Here is a 20992-nt window from a genome sequence, read left to right as displayed (position 1 = left end):
GGGCCTGTTCCGGCGGTAGGGACGGATCCGGCCGGGGTCAGATCGACGGCAGGCTGCGCGGGCCCACGTCGGTGCGGGCGGGCGGCGGCGCGAGGCGCAGGGACGCGCCGAGCACATGAACGCCGTGCGGGGCGACGATCACGGGCTCCAGGTCGGCGCCCACGACCTCGGGATGATCGTCGACCAGCCGGGACACGCGCAGCAGCAGCTCCTCCAGGGCCGGGGTGTCGACGGGAGTGGAGCCGCGCCAGCCGAAGAGCAGGGGTGCGGTGCGCACCGAGCGGATCAGCTCGGCGGCGTCGCGGTCGGTGGCCGGAACGAGGCGGTGGGCGGTGTCCCCCAGCAGCAGGGAGGGGGCGCCGGCCAGCCCGAAGGACAGCACGGCGCCGGCCGCGGGGTCGATGGCGGCCCGCACGACCGTGTCGACGCCGCGCGGGGCCATGGACTGCACGACCAGGCGCAGCTCCTCGGGACCGCCGAGCAGCTCGGTCAATTCCGCGTACGCCCGGCGCAGTTCCGCCTCGCCGCCGAGGTCGAGGCGGACTCCGCCGAGGTCGGCGCGGTGCCGCAGGTGGGGCGCGGTGGGCTTGAGGGCGACGGGGAAGCCGAGCCGGTGGGCGGCGCGGACGGCGCTGTCGGGGTCGGGCGCGGGCAGGGCGGGCAGCACCGCGATCCCGTACCGGGCGAGCAGGCGCTGGGTGTCGGGGGCGGAGAGCGTCACGGCGCGCGGGCCGGTGGCGTTGTGGGCCCGCAGCAGCACGTCGATGTCGGCGGCGGCGCCGCCCTCGTCGATGTCCTCGTACTCCGGCACCCGCCCGGGGTCGGCTGCCTGGCGGCGCCAGCGGGCGTAGCGCACGGCCTCGGTCAGGGCCCGTACGGCCCGCTCGGCGGCGGGGAAGGCGGGGATGCGGACGGCGGGCGCGGGGTCCTGCTCGCCGGCGGTGTCCGGCGGGGCGGCGAGCGCCTCGGCGAGGCCGGGGATCTCCAGGTGGACGACGGCGACGGGCTTGGGGGTGTCCGGCGAGGACTGGGCGACCGCCTCGCGGACGGCGGCCGCGAGGTCGGCGGCCGAGGCGCCGCCGACCCAGGGGATGGCGGTGACGACGACGGCGTCGCAGGCCCGGTCGGCGAGGGCCTCGGCCAGGGCGGCGCGGAAGTCGGCCGGGGCGGCGGAGGTGGTGAGGTCGCGGGGCAGCAGCGGGCGCAGGCCGTCCGTGAGGCAGGCGTCGTAGGTCAGCAGGGACAGCGACTGGGAGTTGCCGAGGATGGCCACGCGGGGGCCGGCGGGCAGCGGCTGCGAGGCCAGCAGCAGCCCGGTGTCGGCGAGCTCGGTGACGGTGTCGACGCGGATGACGCCGGCCTGGCGCAGCAGGTCGGAGACGGTGGTGTCGGGGATGCGGGTGGTGCGTACGGCGTGGCCGGCGGGGGCGGCGGCGCCGTGCCGCGCGCCCTTGACGACGACCAGGGGCTTGCGGGCGGAGGTCCGCCGGGCCAGCCGGGCGAACTTGCGGGGGTTCCCGATCGACTCCAGGTACATGAGGGCGACGTCGGTGTCGGGGTCGTCGTGCCAGTACTGCAGGACGTCGTTGCCGGAGAGGTCGGCGCGGTTGCCGGCGGAGACGAAGGTCGACAGGCCCACCAGTCCGGCGGCGCGACGGTGGAGGCCGGAGAGCAGGGCGATGCCGATGGCCCCGGACTGGCTGAAGAGGCCGACGCGTCCCGCGGCGGGGAGCTCGGGCGACAGGGAGGCGTTGAGCCGGACGCCCTCGGCGGTGTTGATCACACCGAAGGAGTTGGGGCCGATGACGCGCATGCCGTAGGAGCGGGCCTGGCGGACCAGCTCGCGCTGGCGGTGGCGGCCGGCGGGGCCGTTCTCGGCGTATCCGGCGGACAGGACGACGAGCCCCTGGACACCGTGCTCGCCGCACTCGGCGACGACGGAGGGCACGTGCTCGGCGGGCACGGCGATGACGGCGAGGTCCACGGGCTCCTGGATGCCGAGCACGGAGCGGTGGGCGGGCACGCCCTCCGGCTCCAGCACCGAAAGGTCCTCGGGGAAGGACCGGTTGACCGCGTACGCGCGTCCCGTGAAGCCGCCGGCCAGGAGGTTGTCCAGGACGGTCCGGCCCATGCCGCCGGGGCGGCGTCCGGCGCCGACGACGGCGACGGAGCCGGGGGCGAGCAGGCGCTCGACGGAGCGGGCCTCGGCGAGCCGCTCGCGGGCGCGCTGGACGGCGAGCGACTTGTCGGTGGGCTCGAGGTCGAGCTCGAGGCGGACGACGCCGTCCTCGAAGCTGCGCTTCTGGGTGTAGCCCGCGTCCGTGAAGACCTTGATCATCTTGCTGTTGGCGGGCAGCACCTCGGCGGCGAACCGCCTGATGGAGCGCTCGCGGGCGACGGCCGCGACGTGTTCGAGGAGGGCGGAGGCCACGCCCCGGCCCTGGTGGGCGTCCTGGACGAGGAAGGCGACCTCGGCCTCGTCCGCCGGGGCGGAGGAGGGCATGCCGCGGGCGTCGATGCGGTCGTAGCGGACGGTGGCGATGAACTCGCCGCCGACGGTCGCCGCCAGGCCCACCCGGTCGACGTAGTCGTGGTGGGTGAAGCGGTGCACGTCCCGGTCGGAGAGACGGGGGTAGGGCGCGAAGAAGCGGTAGTACTTGGACTCGTCCGAGACCTGTTCGTAGAAGCTGACCAGGCGCTGGGCGTCGTCGGGTGTGATGGGGCGGATCCGTGCGGTGCCGCCGTCACGGAGGACGACATCCGCTTCCCAGTGGGCCGGGTAGGCGTGCTCGGACGGCGAGTGCATGGGGCCAGGGTAAGGCCGGGCGCGGGCGGTCAGGAGGCGGCGTCCGGCCCCAGCTCACGGGGCCGCCCGGCCCTGCCCCGGGCGCGCGCCGGGGCACCGCGCGCCCCATGCAACAATGGTCTAGACAACCTCTCCCGACTTGAAGGGCAACACCATGGTTGAGCGCCGCGTAAACGTCGGTTGGGCCGATGGCCTGCACGCCCGCCCCGCGTCGATCTTCGTCCGTGCGGCGAACGCCGCCGGCGTCCCCGTGACGATCGCGAAGGCGGGCGGCAACCCCGTCAACGCCGCCTCCATGCTCGCCGTGCTGGGCCTGGGCGCCCAGGGTGGCGAGGAGATCGTGCTCGCCACGGAGGCCGAGGGCGCCGAGGCCGCGCTCGACCGTCTGGCCAGGCTGGTCGGCGAGGGGCTCGAGGAGCTCCCGGAGACCGTCTGATCCACCCGGATCCCGTCCCGCCGCCGCACGGTGGGTGCACGACGGGGCCGCGACCGCCCCGAGGGCGCCGCGGCCCCGTCGTCGTATGCGCGGCCGGGGACCGCCACGAATTCCCGGCCGCTATTTCTCCATGAATAGCGGCGGGTTGTTAAGAACGGGCGATCGCGGTGTTTACGGATTGTTTCGGCGGGCGCACCTGCTGGGCGACCTGCGCACGGCGCGAGCGGAATTCACCGGCGCCACGGTCCGCGCGGGCCGCGGCGAGCGCCCGGGCCCGCTCGGCGTCACCGCGGGCCACGGCGTCCACGAGCGCACCGCACGCCTCCCATGCCTCCAGGGGCCGCGCGGGCGGCTCGGCCACGTAGACCCAGGCGATCTTGCGCCGCAGCTGGGTGAGCAGCGTGGCGAGGCTGGGGCTGCCGGAGGCCTGGGCCAGGGTCTCGTCGAACCAGTCGCCGAGCGGCCGCAGCTCGCCCGTGCGGCCCGCGCGGGCCCGCTCCTGGCCCAGGCGGACGAGGCCGCGCAGGACCTTCAGATGGGCCTCGGTGCGCCGCTGCGCGGCGCGTGCGGCCCCCAGCGGCTCCAGCAGGGCGCGGACGTCGAGGAGGTCCGCCGCCTCCTGCTCGGTGGGTTCGGCGACGCAGGCCCCGGCGTGCCGGCGGGTGGTGACGAAGCCCTCGGAGGCGAGGGTGCGCAGCGCCTCGCGCACGGGCACCCGGGAGACGCCGTAGCGGCGGGCGAGGAGTTCCTCGATGAGCCGGCTGCCGGGCGGGAAAACCCCGGAGACGATGTCGTCGCGAATCGCCGTGCACACGGCGTGCGCGGAAATACGGCGGCTCCCCTGCGCCGCTTCACCACCGCCGTTCACGTACGGCCCCGCATGGCTGTACCTCCGCCTTACGACTTAATCTCCCGCGATGCGCGGCCGATTGACACCCGTTCAGCGACTCTATGGCAATCCCCGGCGATTTCCGATGGCGCCGGGGATTCATGGATATTTTTTGGCCAACGCCGGTGGGCGGGACGACGACAAGGCCCCGGCCGGGGGCCGGGGCCTTGCGTGAAGTGCGGTGCCGCGAAGGCGGCGGGACCTACAGGCTGACGCCGTGCGCGCTCATGTAGGCGATCGGGTCGATGTCGGAGCCGTAGCCGGCGCCGGTGCGGGCCTCGAAGTGCAGGTGCGGGCCGGTGACGTTGCCCGTGGCGCCCGAGAGGCCGATCTGCTGGCCCGGGGTGACCGTCTGGCCGACGGAGACGTCGAGCGACGACAGGTGGGCGTACTGGGTGTAGGTGCCGTCGTTGTGCTTGATGACGACGTTGTTGCCGTACGCGCCGCCCCAGCCGGCCTCGACGATGGTGCCGGCGGCGACCGCGTGGACCGAGGTGCCGGTCTCGGCGTGGAGGTCGATGCCGGTGTGGCTGCCGGAGGACCACAGGCCGCTGGAGGCCTTGTAGGAGGTGGAGACGTAGGAGCCGTCGAGGGGGCTCACATAGGTGCCCAGGCGCTTGCGCTCCTCGTCGCGCGCGGCACGCTCCTTGGCCTCGCGCTCCTCCTTGATCTTGCGCTCGGCCTCCGCGTGGCGCTCCTTGGCGTCGGAGGCCTTCTTCTGGGCGGTCTCCTCGGCCTGCAGGCGGGCGGCGGCCTCGTCGGCGGCGCTGCGCTGGGTCTCGGCCTGGGCGCCCACGTTGTCGGCCATGACGTCACTGATGACGACGGCCTGGGTCAGCCCGGTGTCCTCGGGACCACGCGAGTCGTCGGAGGCGGCGAAGGCCGGGGCGGCGACGCCGGCGACCACACCGGCGGCAGTGAGGGTGGCTATGCCCGCGACGTTGGCGCTGACGCGCGCGGCTCGGCTCGGACGACGGTGCTTCCCCATGGCTGGGCGAATCCTTTCCTTCCCTCTCGCCTACCGGGTTAGCTGACGGGTTCGGAGCAGGAAGGTCTCCTACGGCTCCCTCGTGAAAGGGGGCCGATTCACCCCAGGGACATGTGGGTCCCCGGCTCCCCTCGCTGGTGCTTCGGGGACTCGGCGATGGCTGCCCGGGACCGCGGATGCGGCTCCGATCTGACGGACTGCCGCCCTGACGCTAATCGGCGTCAGATTCGAACGGCAAACAGATCCGGGCTTTTATGACGTACGCCACACGACCAACATGCAACCACTGCGCGAAATCGGGCATAAAGGAGGCGCGTGGGTCTCACTCGACCCACGCGCCTCACTTGTCCGGCAATGTCCGGCTCAGCGGCCGGACGGAACAGGGGGGTTGAGCCCCTGTCAGCGTCCGCCGAAGGCCGCTGGGCCTGGCCGGTCCTGGCCGGTCAGGCCGGGATGACCGTCACCTCTCCGAGGCCCAGCGCCTTGACGGGCTCGGTGATCTCGGAGGCGTCCCCGACGAGGACGGTGACGAGCCGGTCGGCCGGGAAGGCGTTCACGACGGCCGCCGTGGCCTCCACCGTGCCGGTGTCGGCGAGGCGTTCGTACAGCCGCGCCTGGAAGTCGTCCGGCAGATACTGCTCGACCTGGTCGGCGAGGGTGCCCGCGACGGCGGCGGCCGTCTCGTACTTCAGCGGGGCGACGCCCACCAGGTTCTGCACGGCCACGTCCCGCTCGGCCTCGGTCAGGCCCTCGGCGGCGAGGGTGCGCAGCACCGCCCAGAGGTCCTCGAGCGCCGGACCGGTGTTGGGGGTGTCCACGGAGCCGCTGATGGCCAGCAGCGACAGGCCCGTGCTGTCGGGGGCGGAGCGCAGGACCTGGCCGAAGGAGCGCACGCCGTAGGTGTAGCCCTTCTCCTCGCGCAGGACGCGGTCCAGGCGGGAGGTCAGCGTGCCGCCCAGGCAGTAGGTGCCGAGCACCTGGGCGGGCCAGACGCGGTCGTGCCGGTCGGGACCGACGCGGCCCAGCAGCAGCTGGGTCTGGACGGCGCCGGGGCGGTCCACGATCACCACGCGGCCGGTGTCGTCGGCGGTGACCGACGGCACGGGGCGGGGCTGGGCGGCGGACCCGGTCCAGGCGCCGAGGGACTCGGTGAGCGCCTGGTCCAGGTCGACGCCGGTGAAGTCGCCGACGACGACGGCCGTGGCGGTGGCCGGGCGGATGTGGGCCTCGTAGAAGGCGCGCACGGAGGCGGCGTCGATGCGCTCGACGGTCTCCTGGCTGCCCTGGCGCGGCCGCGACATCCGGGAGTCCGCCGGGAAGAGCTGGGCGGACAGCGCCATGGCGGCCCGGCGGGCGGGGTTGGCCAGCTCGTGCGGGATCTCGTCGAGGCGGTTGTTGACCAGGCGCTCGACCTCGTTGTCCGGGAAGGCCGGGGCGCGCAGGGCGTCGGCCAGCAGGCCCAGGGCCTTCGGCAGGCGGGAGGCCGGGACCTCCAGGGACAGCCGCACGCCCGGGTGGTCGGCGTGCGCGTCGAGGGTGGCGCCGCAGCGCTCCAGCTCGGCGGTGAAGTCCTCGGCGCTGAGCTTGTCGGTGCCCTCGGAGAAGGCCCGGGCCATGATCGTGGCCACGCCGTCGAGGCCCTCGGGCTCGGCGTCCAGGGGCGCGTCCAGGCAGATCTCGACGGCGATCACCTGCTGGCCGGGGCGGTGGCAGCGCAGCACGGTCAGGCCGTTGGACAGCTGCCCGCGCTCGGGGGCCGGGAAGGCCCAGGGAGTGGCCTGTCCCGGCTCGGGCTGGGGGTGGAAGACCATCGAAGGCGCGGTCCCCGGGATGCTCGCGGCTGCGGCGTCGCTCACTGAGCCGTCTCCTCTTCCTCGTTCTTGTCGGCGCCGGCGTCGGCCTGGGGCGCGGTCGGCTCGTAGACCAGCACCGCGCGGTTTTCGGGGTGCAGCCGGGCCTTGGCGACCGCCTGCACCTCCTCGGGGGTGATGTCCAGGACGCGCTGCACGGCGGTGAGGGCCAGCTGCGGGTCGCCGAACAGCACGGCGAAGCGGCACAGTTCGTCGGCGCGGCCGCTGACGGTGGCGAGCCGGTCCAGCCACTCGCGCTCCAGCTGGGCCTGGGCGCGCTCCATCTCCTGCGGGGTGGGCCCCTCGACGGCGAAGCGGGCCAGCTCCTCGTCGACGGCGGCCTCGATGTCGGCCACCTCGAAGCCGCCGGACGCCTTGACGTCCAGCCATCCCAGGGAGGGGGCGCCGGCCAGGCGCAGCAGGCCGAAGCCGGCGGCGACGGCGGAGCGGTCGTGGCGCACGAGGCGGTTGTGGAGGCGGGAGGACTCGCCGCCGCCGAGGACGGTCAGGGCGAGGTCGGCGGCGTCCGCCTCGCGCGTGCCGTCGTGCGGCAGGCGGTAGGCGGCCATCAGCGCGCGGGAGGGGACCTCCTCGCGGACGATCTCGCGCAGCTGCTCACCGACGGTGTCCGGCAGGGAGCCGTCGCGGGGCGGCTGCTTGGCGTCGTGCGCGGGGATGGAGCCGAAGTACTTCTCGATCCACGCGAGCGTCTGCTCCGGGTCGATGTCGCCGACGACCGAGAGGACGGCGTTGCCGGGCGCGTAGTACGTGCGGAAGAAGGCGCGCGCGTCCTCCAGGGAGGCGGCGTCCAGGTCGGCCATCGAGCCGATGGGGGTGTGGTGGTACGGGTGGCCCTCGGGGTAGGCCATGGCGGTCAGCTTCTCGAACGCGGTGCCGTAGGGCACGTTGTCGTAGCGCTGGCGGCGCTCGTTCTTGACGACGTCGCGCTGGTTCTCCATGGACTCGTCGTCGAGCGCGGTGAGCAGCGAGCCCATCCGGTCCGCCTCGAGCCACAGGGCCAGCTCCACCTGGTGGGCGGGCATGGTCTCGAAGTAGTTGGTGCGCTCGAAGCTGGTGGTGCCGTTGAGCGAGCCGCCCGCGCCCTGCACCAGCTCGAAGTGGCCGTTGCCCTTGACCTGCGCCGAGCCCTGGAACATCAGGTGCTCGAAGAGGTGGGCGAGGCCGGTGCGGCCCTTGACTTCGTGGCGCGAGCCGACGTCGTACCAGAGGCAGACCGCGGCCACCGGCGTCAGGTGGTCCTCGGAGAGGACCACCCGCAGGCCGTTGGCCAGGCGGTGCTCGGTCGCTTTCAGACCGCCGGCGGCGGCCTGTTGCGTGGCCGTGTGACCCATGGGCATGTACGTCCCTTCGATCTCTTGAGATCCCGCGGTGCCTCGCGACGACTCGCGTGATGAACAGTGCTGTCACTGTATGCAAGCGCACCGACATCCGGAGAAGTTCCCGGCCCCCGCCACCCTTCCCGGACGGGTCGCGGTCGGGGTTGTCAGTGGGGCGGTCCACAATGGTCGGCGTCAGACCCGCCTCGGCAATCGATCGAAGGAGCAGCAGCCGCGATGGCCCGCCGCAGCACGAAGACCCCGCCGCCGGAAGACTTCGAGGAGCGCATCCTCGACATCGACGTCGTCGACGAGATGCAGGGCTCCTTCCTCGAGTACGCCTACTCGGTCATCTACTCCCGCGCCCTGCCGGACGCCCGGGACGGCCTCAAGCCGGTCCAGCGCCGCATTCTCTTCCAGATGAACGAGATGGGCCTGCGGCCGGACCGGAGCCATGTGAAGTGCGCCCGGGTCGTCGGCGAGGTGATGGGCAAGCTCCACCCGCACGGCGACGCCTCGATCTACGACGCCCTGGTGCGCATGGCGCAGCCGTTCTCCATGCGGCTGCCGCTGGTCGACGGGCACGGAAACTTCGGCTCCCTCGGCAACGACGACCCGCCTGCGGCCATGCGCTACACCGAGGCCCGGATGGCGTCCCCGTCGTCGCTGATGACGGAGTCGATCGACGAGGACACCGTCGATTTCGCGCCGAATTACGACGGCAGCGAGCGGGAGCCCGTCTCCCTCCCCGCCGCCTACCCGAACCTGCTGGTCAACGGCGCGTCCGGGATCGCGGTCGGCATGGCGACGAACATGCCGCCGCACAATCTCGGCGAGGTCATCGCCGCCGCCCGGCACCTGATCCGGCACCCGGCCGCCGATCTCGACACCCTGATGAAGTACGTGCCCGGCCCCGACCTGCCCACGGGCGGCCGGATCGTCGGCCTGAACGGCATCCGCGACGCGTACGAGACCGGCCGCGGCACGTTCAAGATCCGTGCCACCGTCTCCGTGGAGAACGTCTCCCCCCGCCGCAAGGGCCTGATCGTCACCGAACTGCCCTTCACGGTCGGTCCGGAGAAGGTCATCTCCAAGATCAAGGACCTGGTCGGCTCCAAGAAGCTGCAGGGCATCGCCGACGTCAAGGACCTCACGGACCGCGCCCACGGCCTGCGCCTGGTCATCGAGATCAAGAACGGCTTCAACCCCGAGGCCGTCCTGGAGCAGCTCTACAAGCTCACGCCGATGGAGGAGTCCTTCGGCATCAACAACGTGGCGCTGGTCGACGGCCAGCCGCTGACGCTGGGCCTCAAGGAGCTGCTGGAGGTCTATGTCGACCACCGCTTCGAGGTGGTGCGACGGCGCAGCGAGTTCCGGCGCGGCAAGCGGCAGGACCGGCTGCACCTGGTCGAGGGCCTGCTGGTGGCGCTCGTCGACATCGACGAGGTCATCCGAATCATTCGATCGAGCGATAACGCCGCGGCCGCCAAGGCATCACTCGTGGAGCGCTTCTCGCTCTCCGAGACGCAGACGCAGTACATCCTCGACACCCCGCTGCGCCGCCTGACGAAGTTCGACCGGATCGAGCTGGAGTCCGAGCGCGACCGGCTGAACTCGGAGATCACCGAGCTGACCCGGATCCTGGAGTCCGACGCCGAGCTGCGCAAGCTCGTCTCGTCCGAACTGGCCGACGTGGCGAAGAAGTTCGGCACCGACCGGCGCACGGTGCTGCTGGAGTCGGCGGGCGTCCCGGCGGCGGCGATGCCGCTGCAGGTCGCGGACGACCCGTGCCGGGTGCTGCTGTCCTCCACCGGCCTGCTGGCCCGTACGGCCACGGGCGAGCCGTTCGACGGCGCCGCCGACACCAAGCGCGTCAAGCACGACGTGATCGCCTCGGCGGTCCCGGCGACCGCGCTGGGCGAGGTGGGCGTGGTGACGTCGACGGGCCGGCTGCTGCGCCTGCGGGTGATCGACCTGCCGCAGCTGCCGGAGACGGCGGCCCCGCCGAACCTGGCGGGCGGCGTCCCGGTGCCGGAGTTCCTGTCGCTGGCGGACGGCGAGCGGGTGGTGTGCCTGACCACGCTCGACGAGTCCTCGCCGGGGCTCGCCATCGGCACGGAGCAGGGCGTCGTCAAGCGCGTGGTCCCCGACTACCCGGCCAACAAGGACGAGCTGGAGGTCATCTCCCTCAAGGACGGCGACCGCGTCGTCGGCGCGGTGGAGCTGCGCACGGGCGAGGAGGACCTGGTCTTCCTCACGGACGACGCCCAGCTGCTGCGCTACCAGGCCGCGCAGGTGCGCCCGCAGGGCCGCCCCGCGGGCGGCATGGCGGGCATCAAGCTGTCCTCCGGCGCGAAGGTCATCTCGTTCACGGCCGTCGACCCCGCCGAGGACGCGGTCGTCTTCACGGTGGCCGGCGCCCGGGGCGGGCTGCCCGGCGCGACCTGGGAGGCGACGGCGAAGCTCACGCCGTTCGACCAGTACCCCCGCAAGGGGCGGGCCACGGGCGGCGTGCGCTGCCAGCGCTTCCTCAAGGGCGAGGACTGTCTGGTGCTGGCCTGGGCCGGGGCCGCCCCGGCCCGTGCCGCGACCGCCAACGGAACGCCTGCCGCCCTGCCGGAGCCCGACCCGCGCCGCGACGGCTCGGGTACGCCCCTGGTCATTCCGGTGGCCTCGGTCGCCGGCCCGGTCTAGGACCGGCGCTCCGGGTCCTGGGCCCGGCCTCACGGGCCGGGCTCAGGACGTTCGTACCTCAGGACCTTCGTACCTCAGGACGTGCGTACGTCAGGACTGCGCGTACCGCAGGACGCCCCACATGCTGTGGTCGTCGGTCTCCTGCGGTGCGGTGTCCCGGCAGGCCTCGATGCCGTCCCGCAGGGCCCGGGCGTCGATGCCGCTGCCGATCATGACGAGCCGGGTGGCGCGCTTCTCGGAGCGCGCCCACGGCGAGGGGTAGAAGCGCAGGAAGTCGCCGACCGCGTGCAGGGTGAACTTCTGCCGGTGGCCGGCCACCCCGAAGTGCACGAAGCCCTTGACGCGGTAGAGGCCCTTCGGCCTGCTGTCGAGGAAGTCCATCAGTCGGCGCGGGTGCATGGGCTCGTCGGAGACGAACTCGACGCTCTCGTAGCCCGCGTGCAGATGACCGTGGTGGTCCTGTCCGTGGTCCTCGTCGCCGGTGCACAGGTCCTCGAACGACAGCTGCCGGATCGCTTCGACGCGCTCCTCGCGCGGCTTGCGGTCGAAGAGGAACTCCGGGTCGACACGGCCGTACGAGGCGGGGACGACGGGCGTACCGGGCGCGAGGGCGGCGAGCGTCGCGAGCAGGTCCTCGCGCGCCTCGTCCCCGATCCGGTCGGCCTTGTTGAGCACCACGAGGTCGGCGATGCCCACATGGCGGTCGAGCTCGGGGTGCCGCTCGCGCGTGGCGTCGAACTCGGCGGCGTCGACCACCTCCACCAGTCCGCCGTAGACGATGCTCTTGTTGTCGCTGGCCAGGATCATGCGAATGATCTCCTGCGGCTCGGCCAGGCCGCTGGCCTCGATGACGATGACGTCGATGCGGGCCGCCGGGCGGGCCAGCCGGTCCAGGAAGACGTCCAGCTCGCTGGTGTCCACGGCACAGCACAGGCAGCCGTTGCCCAGCGACACCATGGAGTCGACCTGGCCGGCGACGCTCATCGCGTCGATCTCAATGCTGCCGAAGTCGTTGACGATCGCTCCGATCCTGCTGCCGCCGCTCCTGCTCAGCAGGTGGTTGAGCAGGGTGGTCTTGCCGGACCCGAGAAACCCCGCGAGCACGATGACCGGGATCTGTCGCTTGGCCAAGGGGGCGCCCTCCGTCGTCGCATCGGTGCGGTGGCCGATCCGCTCGCCCGTCCGGCCGTCGGCGTGGTCCGGCCGTTGCCGGGGTCCGTCCGGGGTCCGTCCGGGGCGACTCCTCATACGAATCGACCGGCTCAAGTGTCGCATCGGCCCGAGGTCAGGTTAGGCTCACCTATGTGAGCACGTGCGCGACCGCCTCCCGACTGCTGACCGAGCCCCTGGCCGGTACCGCCGCGACCGCGCGGACATGGCTGCTGATCGAGCAGCCCGGCCCCTGGGGCTCCGACGCGCTCGTCTCCAGCCACCTCGACGCCGCCGTCGGCCGCGACCTGGACCGCGCCACCAAGGGCAGCGGCGTACGCGTCCAGCTCATCCGGCGCCCCGGGCGGCACGCCGACTGCCACGAACCGGGCGGCCGGCGGGTCTTCGTCGCCCACACCGCCCCCGGCCGCTCCTGGATCCGTACGACCCGGATCGCCGACCCCGCCGCGCTGCTCGAGCTGGACTTCGCGGCGCTCGGCGCGGGCGAGCACGGCGGCCTGTGGGACGCCTACGAGGGCGCCCCCCTGGCCTTCGTCTGCACGAACGGCAAGCGGGACCGCTGCTGCGCCCTGCTCGGCAGGCCGCTGGCCGCCGAGCTGGCCGCCTCGGGCGGCGCCGAGGCCTGGGAGGTCACCCACATAGGCGGTCATCGCTTCGCGCCGACGCTGCTCGTCCTGCCGTACGGCTACGCCTACGGCCGCGCCACCGCACATGACGTCAAGGACGCGCTCGAGGCGGCCCGCGACGGCCGGATCGTCACCCGCAACTGCCGGGGCCGCTCGGTCTGGGACCGCCCGGGCCAGGCCGCCGAGCTCGCCGTGCGCGCGCTGACCGGCGAGGAGGGCGCCGACGCCCTCGACGTCACCGCCACCGACGGCGAGGCGCCCCGCTGGACCGTGACCGTCGCCCATCGCGACGGGCGCGCCTGGCGGGTGGAGGTCGAGCAGGGCGCGGCCGAGCCGCCGCGCCCGGAGTCGTGCGGCAGGGCGCTCGGCACGCCGGCCCGGATGGACGTCGTCGCCGTCACCCCGGCCGCCTGAGCCGGGCCGGCCGCCGGGACCGCTCTCAGCCCGCGGCCTTCTCCACGAACTCGGTGGTGTAGGTCTTCTTCAGGTCCACCGTGGCGTCCTTGAGGTTGGGGTTGAAGGACTTGAGGACCTCGTGGACGGTCTTCGGCCCGTCGGCGGGCATCACTCCGTCCTTGGTGAACATCGGCAGGGTGTTCGCGATCGCCTTGACGTAGAGCTCCCGGCCGCCCTGGGCGTAGTCGCCGGGCATCTCGTCCGCGATCTCCTCCGGCGAGTGCTCGGACATCCACTTGAGGGTCTTGACCATGGCGTTGGCCAGCTTCTGGACGGTGTCCTTGTGGCCGTTGACCCAGTCGGTGTTCATGTAGAGGCTCGAGGCGGGGTAGAGCCCGCCGAGCGCGGCCCTGGCGCCCTCGGGGGTGCGCATGTCGACGAGCACCTTGCCGGAGTTCTTGGCGAGGATCTGGGCGACGGTCGGGTCGGTGGTCATGCCCCCGTCGATGGAGCCCTTCTCGAGCGCGGAGATGAAGGTCTGGCCCGCGCCGACGGCCACGGGGGTGAAGTCGCTGACCTTCACCCCGTTCTTCACGGCCAGGTACTTGGTGAGGAAGTCGGTGGAGGAGCCGAGCCCGGTCACGCCGAGCTTCTTGCCCTTGAAGTCCTTGGGCGAGGCGATGCCGGCGGCGGCCTCCCGGGAGACGACCTCCACCTCGCCCGGCGTCTGGGCCAGCTGGACCACCGACTCCACCTGCTTGCCCTTGACCTGCAGGTCGAGGGTGTGGTCGTAGAAGCCGACCACGCCCTGGACGTCGCCGGAGACCAGGGAGGTGGTGGCCTGCACGCCCGCGGGCTCGGAGAGCAGCTTGACCGTCACCCCCTCCTCCTTGAAGTAGCCGAGTCTCTGGGTGAGCACCGCCGGGAGGTAGATGACCTTGTCGAGGCCGCCGACCATGATCTTCACGGTCTCGCCGGAGGACGAGTCGTCGGCCGCGGCGCTCTTGGCCGCGGGGGACGACTCGTCGGCGCAGCCGGAGAGCACCAGACACATCACGCCCGCGAGGGCCGTCGAGGAGACCTTGGCGAGGGTGCCGAACGTACGCATCATCGATTCCTTGGGTGAGTGGGCGAGGGGGGGTGGGAAACGGGGTGGGATCGGTGAGGGACGCGTCACCGCTCGCCGCCGGGCGAGCCGGTCTTCCAGCGGAAGAGCCGCTTCTCCGCGAAGGTCAGCAGCCCCTCCGCGAGGAGGGCGACGACGGCGAGGATGGCCATCGCCGCGTAGACGCCGGCCGAGTTGAAGGTCCCCTGCGAGGTGGCGACGAGCAGGCCGATGCCCTTGGTCGCGCCGATGTACTCGCCGACGATCGCGCCGATGAGCGCGAAGCCGAAGCTCACATGGAGGCTGGTGAAGATCCACGAGGTGGCGGAGGGGATGACCACCTGAAAGGTCACGCGCCGGTTGCTCGCGCCGAGGATGCGGGCGTTGGCGACGAGATGGCGGTCCACCTCGCGGGCGCCCTGGAAGGCGTTGAAGAAGACGGGGAAGAAGACCAGCACCACGGCCGAGGCGACCTTGGAGGCGGGGCCGAGGCCGAACCAGATGAGGAAGATCGGCGCGAGCACGATCCGCGGCAGCGCGTTGAGGACCTTGATGTACGGGCCGAGGACGTCGGCCAGGAACCGGACGCGGCCGAGCGCGATGCCGAGGACCACTCCGCCCGCCACCCCGGTCACCCAGCCGAGCAGGGCCTCGTAGAGCGTGTACCAGATCTGCTCGCCGAGCGAGCCCTGGGCGGTGCCGTGCAGCGTCCACTGCACGATCTGGTCCCAGACCTTCGACGGCATGGAGAAGTTGAACGGGTCGATGACCTTGGTGCGGGCCAGCACCTCCCAGGCGCCGAGCAGCACGACGAGCAGCAGCGCGCGGGCGCCGAGGACGAGGAGGCGGCGGTGGCGGGCGGCCTTCGCACGGGTCTCGGTCCGGGTGGCCGCCGTCTTCAGGGCGGTCGGCGCGCCGACGGACTCGATCGACTCAAGCGACATGGGAGGCACCCCTCTCACGGGTGATGCGGACTTCCTCGCCCAGGCAGGACCAGATCTCGCGGTAGATCTCGACGAACTCCGGCTCCAGGCGTACGGATTCGACCTTGCGCGGCCGGGGCAGGCCGATGGGGAAGATCTGCTTGACGGTGGCCGGGCCGGCCGTCATCACCACGACCCGGTCGGCCAGCGCGATGGCCTCCTCCAGGTCGTGGGTGACGAAGACCACGGAGGCCTTCCTGCCCTCGGAATGCGAGCCGCCCCACAGCTCCAGCAGCTCGTCGGACATCAGGGCGCGGGTCTGCACGTCGAGCGCCGAGAACGGCTCATCCATGAGCAGAATCGCTGGATCACCGACGAAGGTCTGGGCGAGGGCCACCCGCTTGCGCTGGCCGCCGGACAGCTGGTGCGGGTAGCGGTCCTCGAAGGCCGCGAGGCCCACCCGCGCCAGCCAGTCGCGGGCCCGCTCGCGCGCCCGGGCCTTCGGCTCGCCGCGGAAGCGCGGCCCGGCCATCACGTTGGACAGCACGGTCCGCCAGGGGAAGAGCGCGTCCTGCTGGAAGACGAAACCGACCTCCGGCCTGATCCCCTCGACCGGCTCGCCACCGACCAGGACCTCGCCCTCGGTGGGCTCCTCCAGGCCGCTGACCAGGGTGAGCGTGGTCGACTTGCCGCAGCCGGTCGGGCCGACCACGGCCACGAACTCACCCTGCCCGACCGTGAGATCAAGATCGCGTACGGCCGTGTGCAGCGCCCCGGAGGGCGTACGGAACGTCTTGCTCGCGCCGCGCAGCTCGATCGCCGGGGCGCTTCCCGGTGGATGGGCGTTCGCCGTGTCGTTGTTCATCCGTCCGCCTCCGCTGCCGGCCGTCGTTCGGGGGTCCCGGCGCCGCGCTGTCGTGCGGGGCGACCGGTGGTGGAGGTTAGGAGGGGCCCGGGAGGCGGGGGCAGTCTTGTGAGCGCTGTGCGAGTTGAGCGCACGAAGTCTGTTCTGCTCGTTTTGCTCGCGATAGAACAACAAAAGTGACACGAGGGAGACACAAACGGCCATCTCCCGGCTACGTTCAGTGCGCGTCGTTGGTTCGCGCGCCCGCCGCGCCACGTCCCTCGACGGCCCGCACATCGGAAGACGAAAGGCACCCGTATGCGCCCCCGGTGGCCCCGTCGCGTCTTCGCGCAGGTCCTGTCGGTCCAGCTCCTGATCACCACCGGCGTCACCGCGCTCACCGCCGGGCTCTTCCTGGCGCCGCTCGGCGCCCAGCTCGACCAGCAGGCCGAGCACCGGGCCCTGGCCATCGCCGAGGCGACCGCCGCGCAGCCCGGCATCGCCCGGGCCCTGCTGGCGGGCCGGCCGGACCCCGACGGACCGGTCCAGGCCGCCGCGGAACGCATCCGCCTGGCCACGGACGCCAGTTACGTCGTCGTGGTCGACACCCGGGGCATCCGCTTCTCCCACACCACCCCGTCCGCGATCGGCCGGCACGTCAGCACCGACCCGGGCCCGGCCCTGGCCGGCCGCGAGTGGACGGGCATCGAGAACGGCACCCTCGGCCGGTCGGCGCGCGGCAAGGTGCCGCTGCGCGACACCGAGGGCGCCATCGTCGGCGCGGTCTCCGTCGGCATCGCCTACGACGACGTCCGCGACGTCCTGCTGCACGCCCTGCCCGGCATCCTCGTGTACGCGGGCGCCGCGCTCGGCGTCGGCGCGCTCGCCGCGTTCGCCGTCTCCTGGCGGCTGCGCAAGCGCACCCACGGCATCGAGCTGTCCGAGATCTCCTCGCTCCTGCAGGAGCGCGAGGCCATCCTGCACGGCATCCGCGAGGGCGTGGTCGCCCTCGACCGGCGGGGCGGGCTGCGCCTGGTCAACGATGAGGCGCAGCGCCTGCTCGGGCTGGGCCCGGACGCCATCGGCCGGCCGCTCGACGCGGTCCTGCCGCCGGGCCGGACCGCCGACGTCCTGGCGGGGCGCGTGAGCGGCACGGACCTGCTCACCGTCCGCGACGGGCGCGTCCTGGTCGTCAACCGCATGACCACCACCGGCGGCGGCGCCGTCGCCACGCTGCGCGACCGTACGGAGCTGGAGCAGCTCGGCCGGGAGCTCGACGGCACCCGGGGCCTGACCGAGGCGCTGCGCGCCCAGGACCACGAGCACGCCAACCGGATGCACACGGTGCTCGGGCTGCTGGAGCTGGAGCTGTACGACGAGGCCGCCGAGTTCGTGGCGGAGGTGACCGGGGCGCACCGCACCACCGCCGAGCAGGTCACCGAGCGGGTGCGCGAGCCGCTGGTCAGCGCCCTGCTGGTGGGCAAGGGGGCGGTCGCGGCGGAGCGCGGCGTGGCCCTGCGCGTCAGCGCGAGGACGCGGCTGCCGGAGCGCGTGGTCGATCCCCGGGACCTGGTCACGGTGCTGGGCAATCTCGTGGACAACGCGCTGGACGCGGTGGCCGGGCGGCGGCGTACGGAGGGTTTCGTGGAGGTGGAGTTGCGGGCGGTGGGCGGCACGGTCGTGCTGACGGTCTCGGACAACGGGCCGGGGGTGCCGGCCGGGTCGAGGGAGTTGGTGTTCGCCGACGGCTGGTCCACCAAGGAGGCGGCGCCCCACCGCCCCCGGGGGCTCGGCCTCGCGCTCGTACGGCGGCTGGCCGAGCGGTACGGCGGCTCGGCGCGGGTGGGTGAACGGCACGGCGGCGGGGCGGTGTTCACGGTGGAGCTGCCGGAGGCGCTGCGGCCGCGGCCGGCGGAGGATACGCGCGTACCCGAAGGAGTGAACCGGTGATCGAGGTCCTGGTCGTGGACGACGACTTCCGCGTCGCCGAGATCAACGCGGCGTACGTCGGCAGGGTTCCGGGCTTCCGCGTCCGGGCGACGGCCCACAACGCCGCGCAGGCCCTCGAGGCGCTCGAGGGCGGCGGCATCGACCTGATGCTGCTCGACCACTACCTGCCGGACGAGACGGGGCTGTCGCTGATGCGCCGCGTCCGGCAGCTGGGCCATCACACCGACGTCATCATGGTCACCGCCGCCCGGGACGTCACCACCGTGCAGACGGCGATGCGCTACGGCGCGCTGCAGTACCTGGTGAAGCCGTTCGCCTTCCCGGGGCTGCGGGTGAAGCTGGAGGCGTACGCGCGACTGCGCCGGACGCTCGACGGCGCCGGCGAGGCGGGGCAGGACCAGGTCGACCGGATCTTCGGGGCCCTGCGCACCGCCTCGACGACCGCTCCCCTGCCCAAGGGGCACTCCGCGCCGACCGCCGACCTGATACGCCGGGTGCTCGCGGACGCGGCGCGGCCGCTGTCCGCGCACGAGGTGGCGGAGCGCTCCGGACTGAGCCGCTCCACCGCCCAGCGCTACCTCAAGCGGCTGGAGGAGTCGGGCAGGCTCAGCCTGACGCTGCGGTACGGCGAGACGGGCCGGCCCGAGCACCGCTACGCCTGGGCGGCCGGGCGCTGAGTCCTGACCCGGGGGCCCGCCGCGAGGGGCGTCAGGCGGCTCCGGCGCCGGTCAGCGCCCGGACCTCGGTCTCCGCGTGGGCCGCCGGGTCGGCGGGGCGGGGCGAGAGCCGCGTGCCGAGCCAGCCGGCGAGGAAACCGGCGGGGACGGAGACCAGGCCGGGGTTCTCCAGCGGGAAGAGCGCGAAGTCCAGGCCGGGGAAGATCGCGCCGGGTGCTCCGGAGACCACCGGCGACAGGACGACGAGGAGCACGGCCGGGACCAGCCCGCCGTAGACCGACCAGACCGCGCCGCGCGTGGTGAACCGCCGCCAGAAGAGCGTGTACAGCAGCACGGGGAGGTTCGCGGAGGCCGCGACGGCGAAGGCGAGTCCCACCAGGAAGGCGACGTTGAGGTGCTGCGCGAGGAGCCCGAGCCCGATGGCGACCGCTCCGGTGCCGGCCGCGGCGAGGCGGGCGACCGCCACCTCGCCGTGCGGCCCGCGCGCGCCGCGGCGGCTCAGCGAGGCGTAGAGGTCGTGGGCCACCGAGGCGGAGGAGGCGAGGGTGACTCCGGCGACGACGGCTAGGATGGTGGCGAAGGCCACGGCCGCGACCACGGCGAAGAGGATCGTTCCTCCGGTGGACCCGGCGCCACCGCCCAGGTCGAGGGAGAGCAGCGGGACGGCCGTGTTGCCGGCGGAGCCGGCGGCCCGCACGGCGTCGCCGCCCAGCACGGCGGCCGCGCCGAAGCCGAGCACGATGGTCATCAGGTAGAAGCCGCCGATGAGGCCGATGGCCCAGACCGCCGAGCGGCGGGCGGCACGGGCGGTCGGCACGGTGTAGAAGCGCGCGAGGATGTGCGGCAGCCCCGCGGTGCCCAGGACGAGGGCGAGGCCGAGGCTGACGAAGTCCAGCCGGGAGGTGAGGTCGCGGCCGTACTTCAGGCCGGGTGCCAGGAAGTCGCGGCCGTGGCCGCTGCGGTCGGCGGCGGTGGTCAGCAGGGCCGAGAGGTCGCCGTGGAAGCGGACCAGCACGAGCACGGTCAGGGTGATCGTGCCACCCATGAGCAGCACGGCCTTGACGATCTGGATCCAGGTGGTGGCCCGCATCCCGCCGAGCGTGACGTAGAGGACCATCAGCGCCCCGACGCCGACGACGGTCCAGCCGCGCGCCCGGTCTCCGGTGCCGCCCAGCAGCAGGGCCACCAGGCTGCCCGCGCCGACCATCTGGGCGACGAGGTAGAGCACGGAGACGGTGACGGAGGAGACGCCCGAGGCGATACGGACCGGCCGCTCGCGCAGCCGGGCGACGAGGACGTCGGCGAGGGTGAACCGGCCGCAGTTGCGGACGAGTTCGGCGACGAGGAAGAGCACGACCAGCCAGGCCACGAGGAAGCCGACGGAGTAGAGCATGCCGTCGTAGCCGTAGAGGGCGATGAGGCCGGAGATCCCGAGGAAGGAGGCGGCCGACATGTAGTCACCGGCGATGGCGAAACCGTTCTCCAGGGGGGAGAACAGCCGGCCGCCCGCGTAGAACTCCTCGGCCGAGCCCCGGCGTTCACGCCCGGCCCAGGTGGCGATGGCCAGGGTGACGACCACGAAGACGCCGAAGAGCACGAGCGCCGTGCTCTGGTGGGTGCCGGTCATCGCAGGCCGTCCCGCCCCCGCGCGGCCGCCCGGGGCGCCGCCGGGAGCGCGAGCGGCTCCGGCCGGGCGGCGGGCAGCGTCCCCAGCGTGACCGCCCAGCGCAGCTCCATGGCGGCCGGATCCCGGCGCAGCCTCGCGTGGCGGGCGTACGCCCAGGTCAGCAGGAAGGTGGAGGCGAACTGGGCGAGCCCGGCCACCATCGCCACATTGACCGCGCCGGCCACGGGACGGGCCATCAGGCCCGGCGCCAGGGTCGCCGCCAGCACATAGGCCAGGTACCAGCCGAGGAAGGCGGCGGTCGCGGGGAAGGCGAACCGGCGGTAGCGGCGCCGCACTTCGCGGAAGGCGGGGCTGCGGTGGACCTCGTGGTAGATGCCCGCGGCGTCGCGCACGGGCGCGGCCTGCGGCGGGGCCGCCGCCCGCCGGACGGTCTCCCCCGGCGTCCCGGCCCGGCGGCCGCCCTTTTGACGAACCGTTACGGCAGCGCGCCCGTCGCTCTCGTCCACTTCAGCTCTCCTCGGTCGCCGACCCGGTTGGCCGCGTGCCCAAGGATGGACAGACCGGAGAGATCCGGCCCCGTTCCCAGGGGGACGTTCACTCCATCAGGTGATGGCCGAATCCGGCCGGATCCGCTCCCGGGAGCGGTCGACGGCCCCGGGCCGCCGCGCGACGCC

At 73.1% G+C, this 20992-nt stretch carries 16 protein-coding genes and 1 riboswitch; of the genes, 5 read left to right on the top strand and 11 right to left on the bottom strand.

Annotation, left to right across the window (positions count from 1 at the left end; all coding sequences use genetic code 11):
* Positions 1-37 precede the first annotated feature (37 nt).
* Positions 38-2806 carry a GNAT family N-acetyltransferase gene (locus AB4K12_RS10100; RefSeq protein WP_368433885.1) on the bottom strand — a complete coding sequence of 923 codons (2769 nt, stop codon included), beginning with the start codon at positions 2804-2806 and terminating at the stop codon, positions 38-40.
* 154 nt (positions 2807-2960) lie between these two features.
* Between AB4K12_RS10100 and AB4K12_RS10095 the strand changes: the two genes are divergently transcribed.
* Entirely contained in the window at positions 2961-3242 is a 282-nt protein-coding gene (locus tag AB4K12_RS10095; RefSeq protein WP_086567239.1) for an HPr family phosphocarrier protein, read from the top strand.
* A gap of 148 nt (positions 3243-3390) precedes the next feature.
* Here AB4K12_RS10095 and AB4K12_RS10090 read toward each other — a convergent pair whose 3' ends face one another.
* From AB4K12_RS10090 to AB4K12_RS10075, 4 genes are all read right to left on the bottom strand, one after another.
* The gene (locus tag AB4K12_RS10090) at positions 3391-4110 is read right to left on the bottom strand and encodes a GntR family transcriptional regulator (RefSeq protein ID WP_368433884.1); all 720 of its coding nucleotides are present in this window, start codon (positions 4108-4110) and stop codon (positions 3391-3393) included.
* A 223-nt stretch (positions 4111-4333) separates the two neighbouring features.
* A complete protein-coding gene (locus AB4K12_RS10085) occupies positions 4334-5119 on the bottom strand; it encodes a M23 family metallopeptidase (RefSeq protein WP_368433883.1) in 786 nt (261 codons plus the stop codon).
* Positions 5120-5131: 12 nt separating this feature from the next.
* Positions 5132-5285, bottom strand: a riboswitch (cyclic di-AMP (ydaO/yuaA leader).
* Positions 5286-5562: 277 nt separating this feature from the next.
* The gene (locus AB4K12_RS10080; RefSeq protein ID WP_368434427.1) at positions 5563-6930 is read right to left on the bottom strand and encodes a M16 family metallopeptidase; all 1368 of its coding nucleotides are present in this window, start codon (positions 6928-6930) and stop codon (positions 5563-5565) included.
* A gap of 41 nt (positions 6931-6971) precedes the next feature.
* Positions 6972-8321 carry a M16 family metallopeptidase gene (locus tag AB4K12_RS10075; RefSeq protein ID WP_368434426.1) on the bottom strand — a complete coding sequence of 450 codons (1350 nt, stop codon included), beginning with the start codon at positions 8319-8321 and terminating at the stop codon, positions 6972-6974.
* A gap of 222 nt (positions 8322-8543) precedes the next feature.
* On the opposite strand from AB4K12_RS10075, the gene AB4K12_RS10070 reads away from it, so the two are divergent.
* Entirely contained in the window at positions 8544-11000 is a 2457-nt protein-coding gene (locus tag AB4K12_RS10070; RefSeq protein ID WP_368433882.1) for a DNA topoisomerase (ATP-hydrolyzing) subunit A, read from the top strand.
* 90 nt (positions 11001-11090) lie between these two features.
* Here AB4K12_RS10070 and AB4K12_RS10065 read toward each other — a convergent pair whose 3' ends face one another.
* The gene (locus tag AB4K12_RS10065) at positions 11091-12131 is read right to left on the bottom strand and encodes a GTP-binding protein (RefSeq protein WP_368433881.1); all 1041 of its coding nucleotides are present in this window, start codon (positions 12129-12131) and stop codon (positions 11091-11093) included.
* 173 nt (positions 12132-12304) lie between these two features.
* On the opposite strand from AB4K12_RS10065, the gene AB4K12_RS10060 reads away from it, so the two are divergent.
* The gene (locus tag AB4K12_RS10060; protein ID WP_368433880.1) at positions 12305-13210 is read left to right on the top strand and encodes a sucrase ferredoxin; all 906 of its coding nucleotides are present in this window, start codon (positions 12305-12307) and stop codon (positions 13208-13210) included.
* 25 nt (positions 13211-13235) lie between these two features.
* On the opposite strand, the gene AB4K12_RS10055 is transcribed toward AB4K12_RS10060, so the two are convergent.
* From AB4K12_RS10055 to AB4K12_RS10045, 3 genes are all read right to left on the bottom strand, one after another.
* Positions 13236-14303, bottom strand: coding sequence for an ABC transporter substrate-binding protein (locus AB4K12_RS10055; RefSeq protein WP_368433879.1), 1068 nt, complete (start codon positions 14301-14303; stop codon positions 13236-13238).
* Between the two features lie 62 nt (positions 14304-14365).
* Positions 14366-15241: an ABC transporter permease gene (locus AB4K12_RS10050; protein ID WP_368433878.1), complete on the bottom strand. Its 876-nt coding sequence runs from the start codon at positions 15239-15241 to the stop codon at positions 14366-14368.
* The gene (locus AB4K12_RS10045; protein ID WP_368433877.1) at positions 15231-16085 is read right to left on the bottom strand and encodes an ABC transporter ATP-binding protein; all 855 of its coding nucleotides are present in this window, start codon (positions 16083-16085) and stop codon (positions 15231-15233) included. Before AB4K12_RS10045 ends, AB4K12_RS10050 begins: the two co-directional genes overlap by 11 nt.
* Before the next feature lie 297 nt (positions 16086-16382).
* Here AB4K12_RS10045 and AB4K12_RS10040 point away from each other — a divergent pair, with 297 nt between their 5' ends.
* Together AB4K12_RS10040 and AB4K12_RS10035 are read left to right on the top strand one after the other, a co-directional pair.
* Complete coding sequence (locus AB4K12_RS10040; RefSeq protein WP_368433876.1) at positions 16383-18014, top strand: ATP-binding protein; 1632 nt, start codon at positions 16383-16385, stop codon at positions 18012-18014.
* Positions 18011-18691 carry a response regulator gene (locus AB4K12_RS10035; RefSeq protein ID WP_362259912.1) on the top strand — a complete coding sequence of 227 codons (681 nt, stop codon included), beginning with the start codon at positions 18011-18013 and terminating at the stop codon, positions 18689-18691. The genes AB4K12_RS10040 and AB4K12_RS10035 overlap by 4 nt, the downstream gene beginning before the upstream one ends.
* A gap of 31 nt (positions 18692-18722) precedes the next feature.
* Here the strand turns inward: AB4K12_RS10035 and AB4K12_RS10030 are convergent, their stop codons facing one another.
* Both AB4K12_RS10030 and AB4K12_RS10025 read right to left on the bottom strand, forming a co-directional pair.
* A complete protein-coding gene (locus tag AB4K12_RS10030; RefSeq protein ID WP_368433875.1) occupies positions 18723-20318 on the bottom strand; it encodes a cation acetate symporter in 1596 nt (531 codons plus the stop codon).
* Positions 20315-20824: a DUF485 domain-containing protein gene (locus tag AB4K12_RS10025; RefSeq protein WP_368433874.1), complete on the bottom strand. Its 510-nt coding sequence runs from the start codon at positions 20822-20824 to the stop codon at positions 20315-20317. The genes AB4K12_RS10030 and AB4K12_RS10025 overlap by 4 nt, the downstream gene beginning before the upstream one ends.
* Positions 20825-20992: the final 168 nt, after the last annotated feature.

Origin of the sequence: Streptomyces sp. C36 (genome assembly GCF_040932295.1) — a bacterium.
In the GTDB taxonomy this organism is placed as follows: domain Bacteria; phylum Actinomycetota; class Actinomycetes; order Streptomycetales; family Streptomycetaceae; genus Streptomyces; species Streptomyces triculaminicus.
The sequence above is the reverse complement of the archived record's forward strand: the minus strand, read 5'-3'. Positions and strand labels throughout refer to the sequence as shown.

Coding starts and splice junctions, on each gene's coding strand:
- AB4K12_RS10075 (WP_368434426.1), bottom strand. CDS start 8,321: ATGGGTCACACGGCCACGCAACAGGCCGCCGCCGGCGGTCTGAAAGCG.
- AB4K12_RS10030 (WP_368433875.1), bottom strand. CDS start 20,318: ATGACCGGCACCCACCAGAGCACGGCGCTCGTGCTCTTCGGCGTCTTC.
- AB4K12_RS10070 (WP_368433882.1), top strand. CDS start 8,544: ATGGCCCGCCGCAGCACGAAGACCCCGCCGCCGGAAGACTTCGAGGAG.
- AB4K12_RS10045 (WP_368433877.1), bottom strand. CDS start 16,085: ATGAACAACGACACGGCGAACGCCCATCCACCGGGAAGCGCCCCGGCG.
- AB4K12_RS10055 (WP_368433879.1), bottom strand. CDS start 14,303: ATGATGCGTACGTTCGGCACCCTCGCCAAGGTCTCCTCGACGGCCCTC.
- AB4K12_RS10100 (WP_368433885.1), bottom strand. CDS start 2,806: ATGCACTCGCCGTCCGAGCACGCCTACCCGGCCCACTGGGAAGCGGAT.
- AB4K12_RS10080 (WP_368434427.1), bottom strand. CDS start 6,930: ATGGTCTTCCACCCCCAGCCCGAGCCGGGACAGGCCACTCCCTGGGCC.
- AB4K12_RS10040 (WP_368433876.1), top strand. CDS start 16,383: ATGCGCCCCCGGTGGCCCCGTCGCGTCTTCGCGCAGGTCCTGTCGGTC.
- AB4K12_RS10095 (WP_086567239.1), top strand. CDS start 2,961: ATGGTTGAGCGCCGCGTAAACGTCGGTTGGGCCGATGGCCTGCACGCC.
- AB4K12_RS10050 (WP_368433878.1), bottom strand. CDS start 15,241: ATGTCGCTTGAGTCGATCGAGTCCGTCGGCGCGCCGACCGCCCTGAAG.
- AB4K12_RS10085 (WP_368433883.1), bottom strand. CDS start 5,119: ATGGGGAAGCACCGTCGTCCGAGCCGAGCCGCGCGCGTCAGCGCCAAC.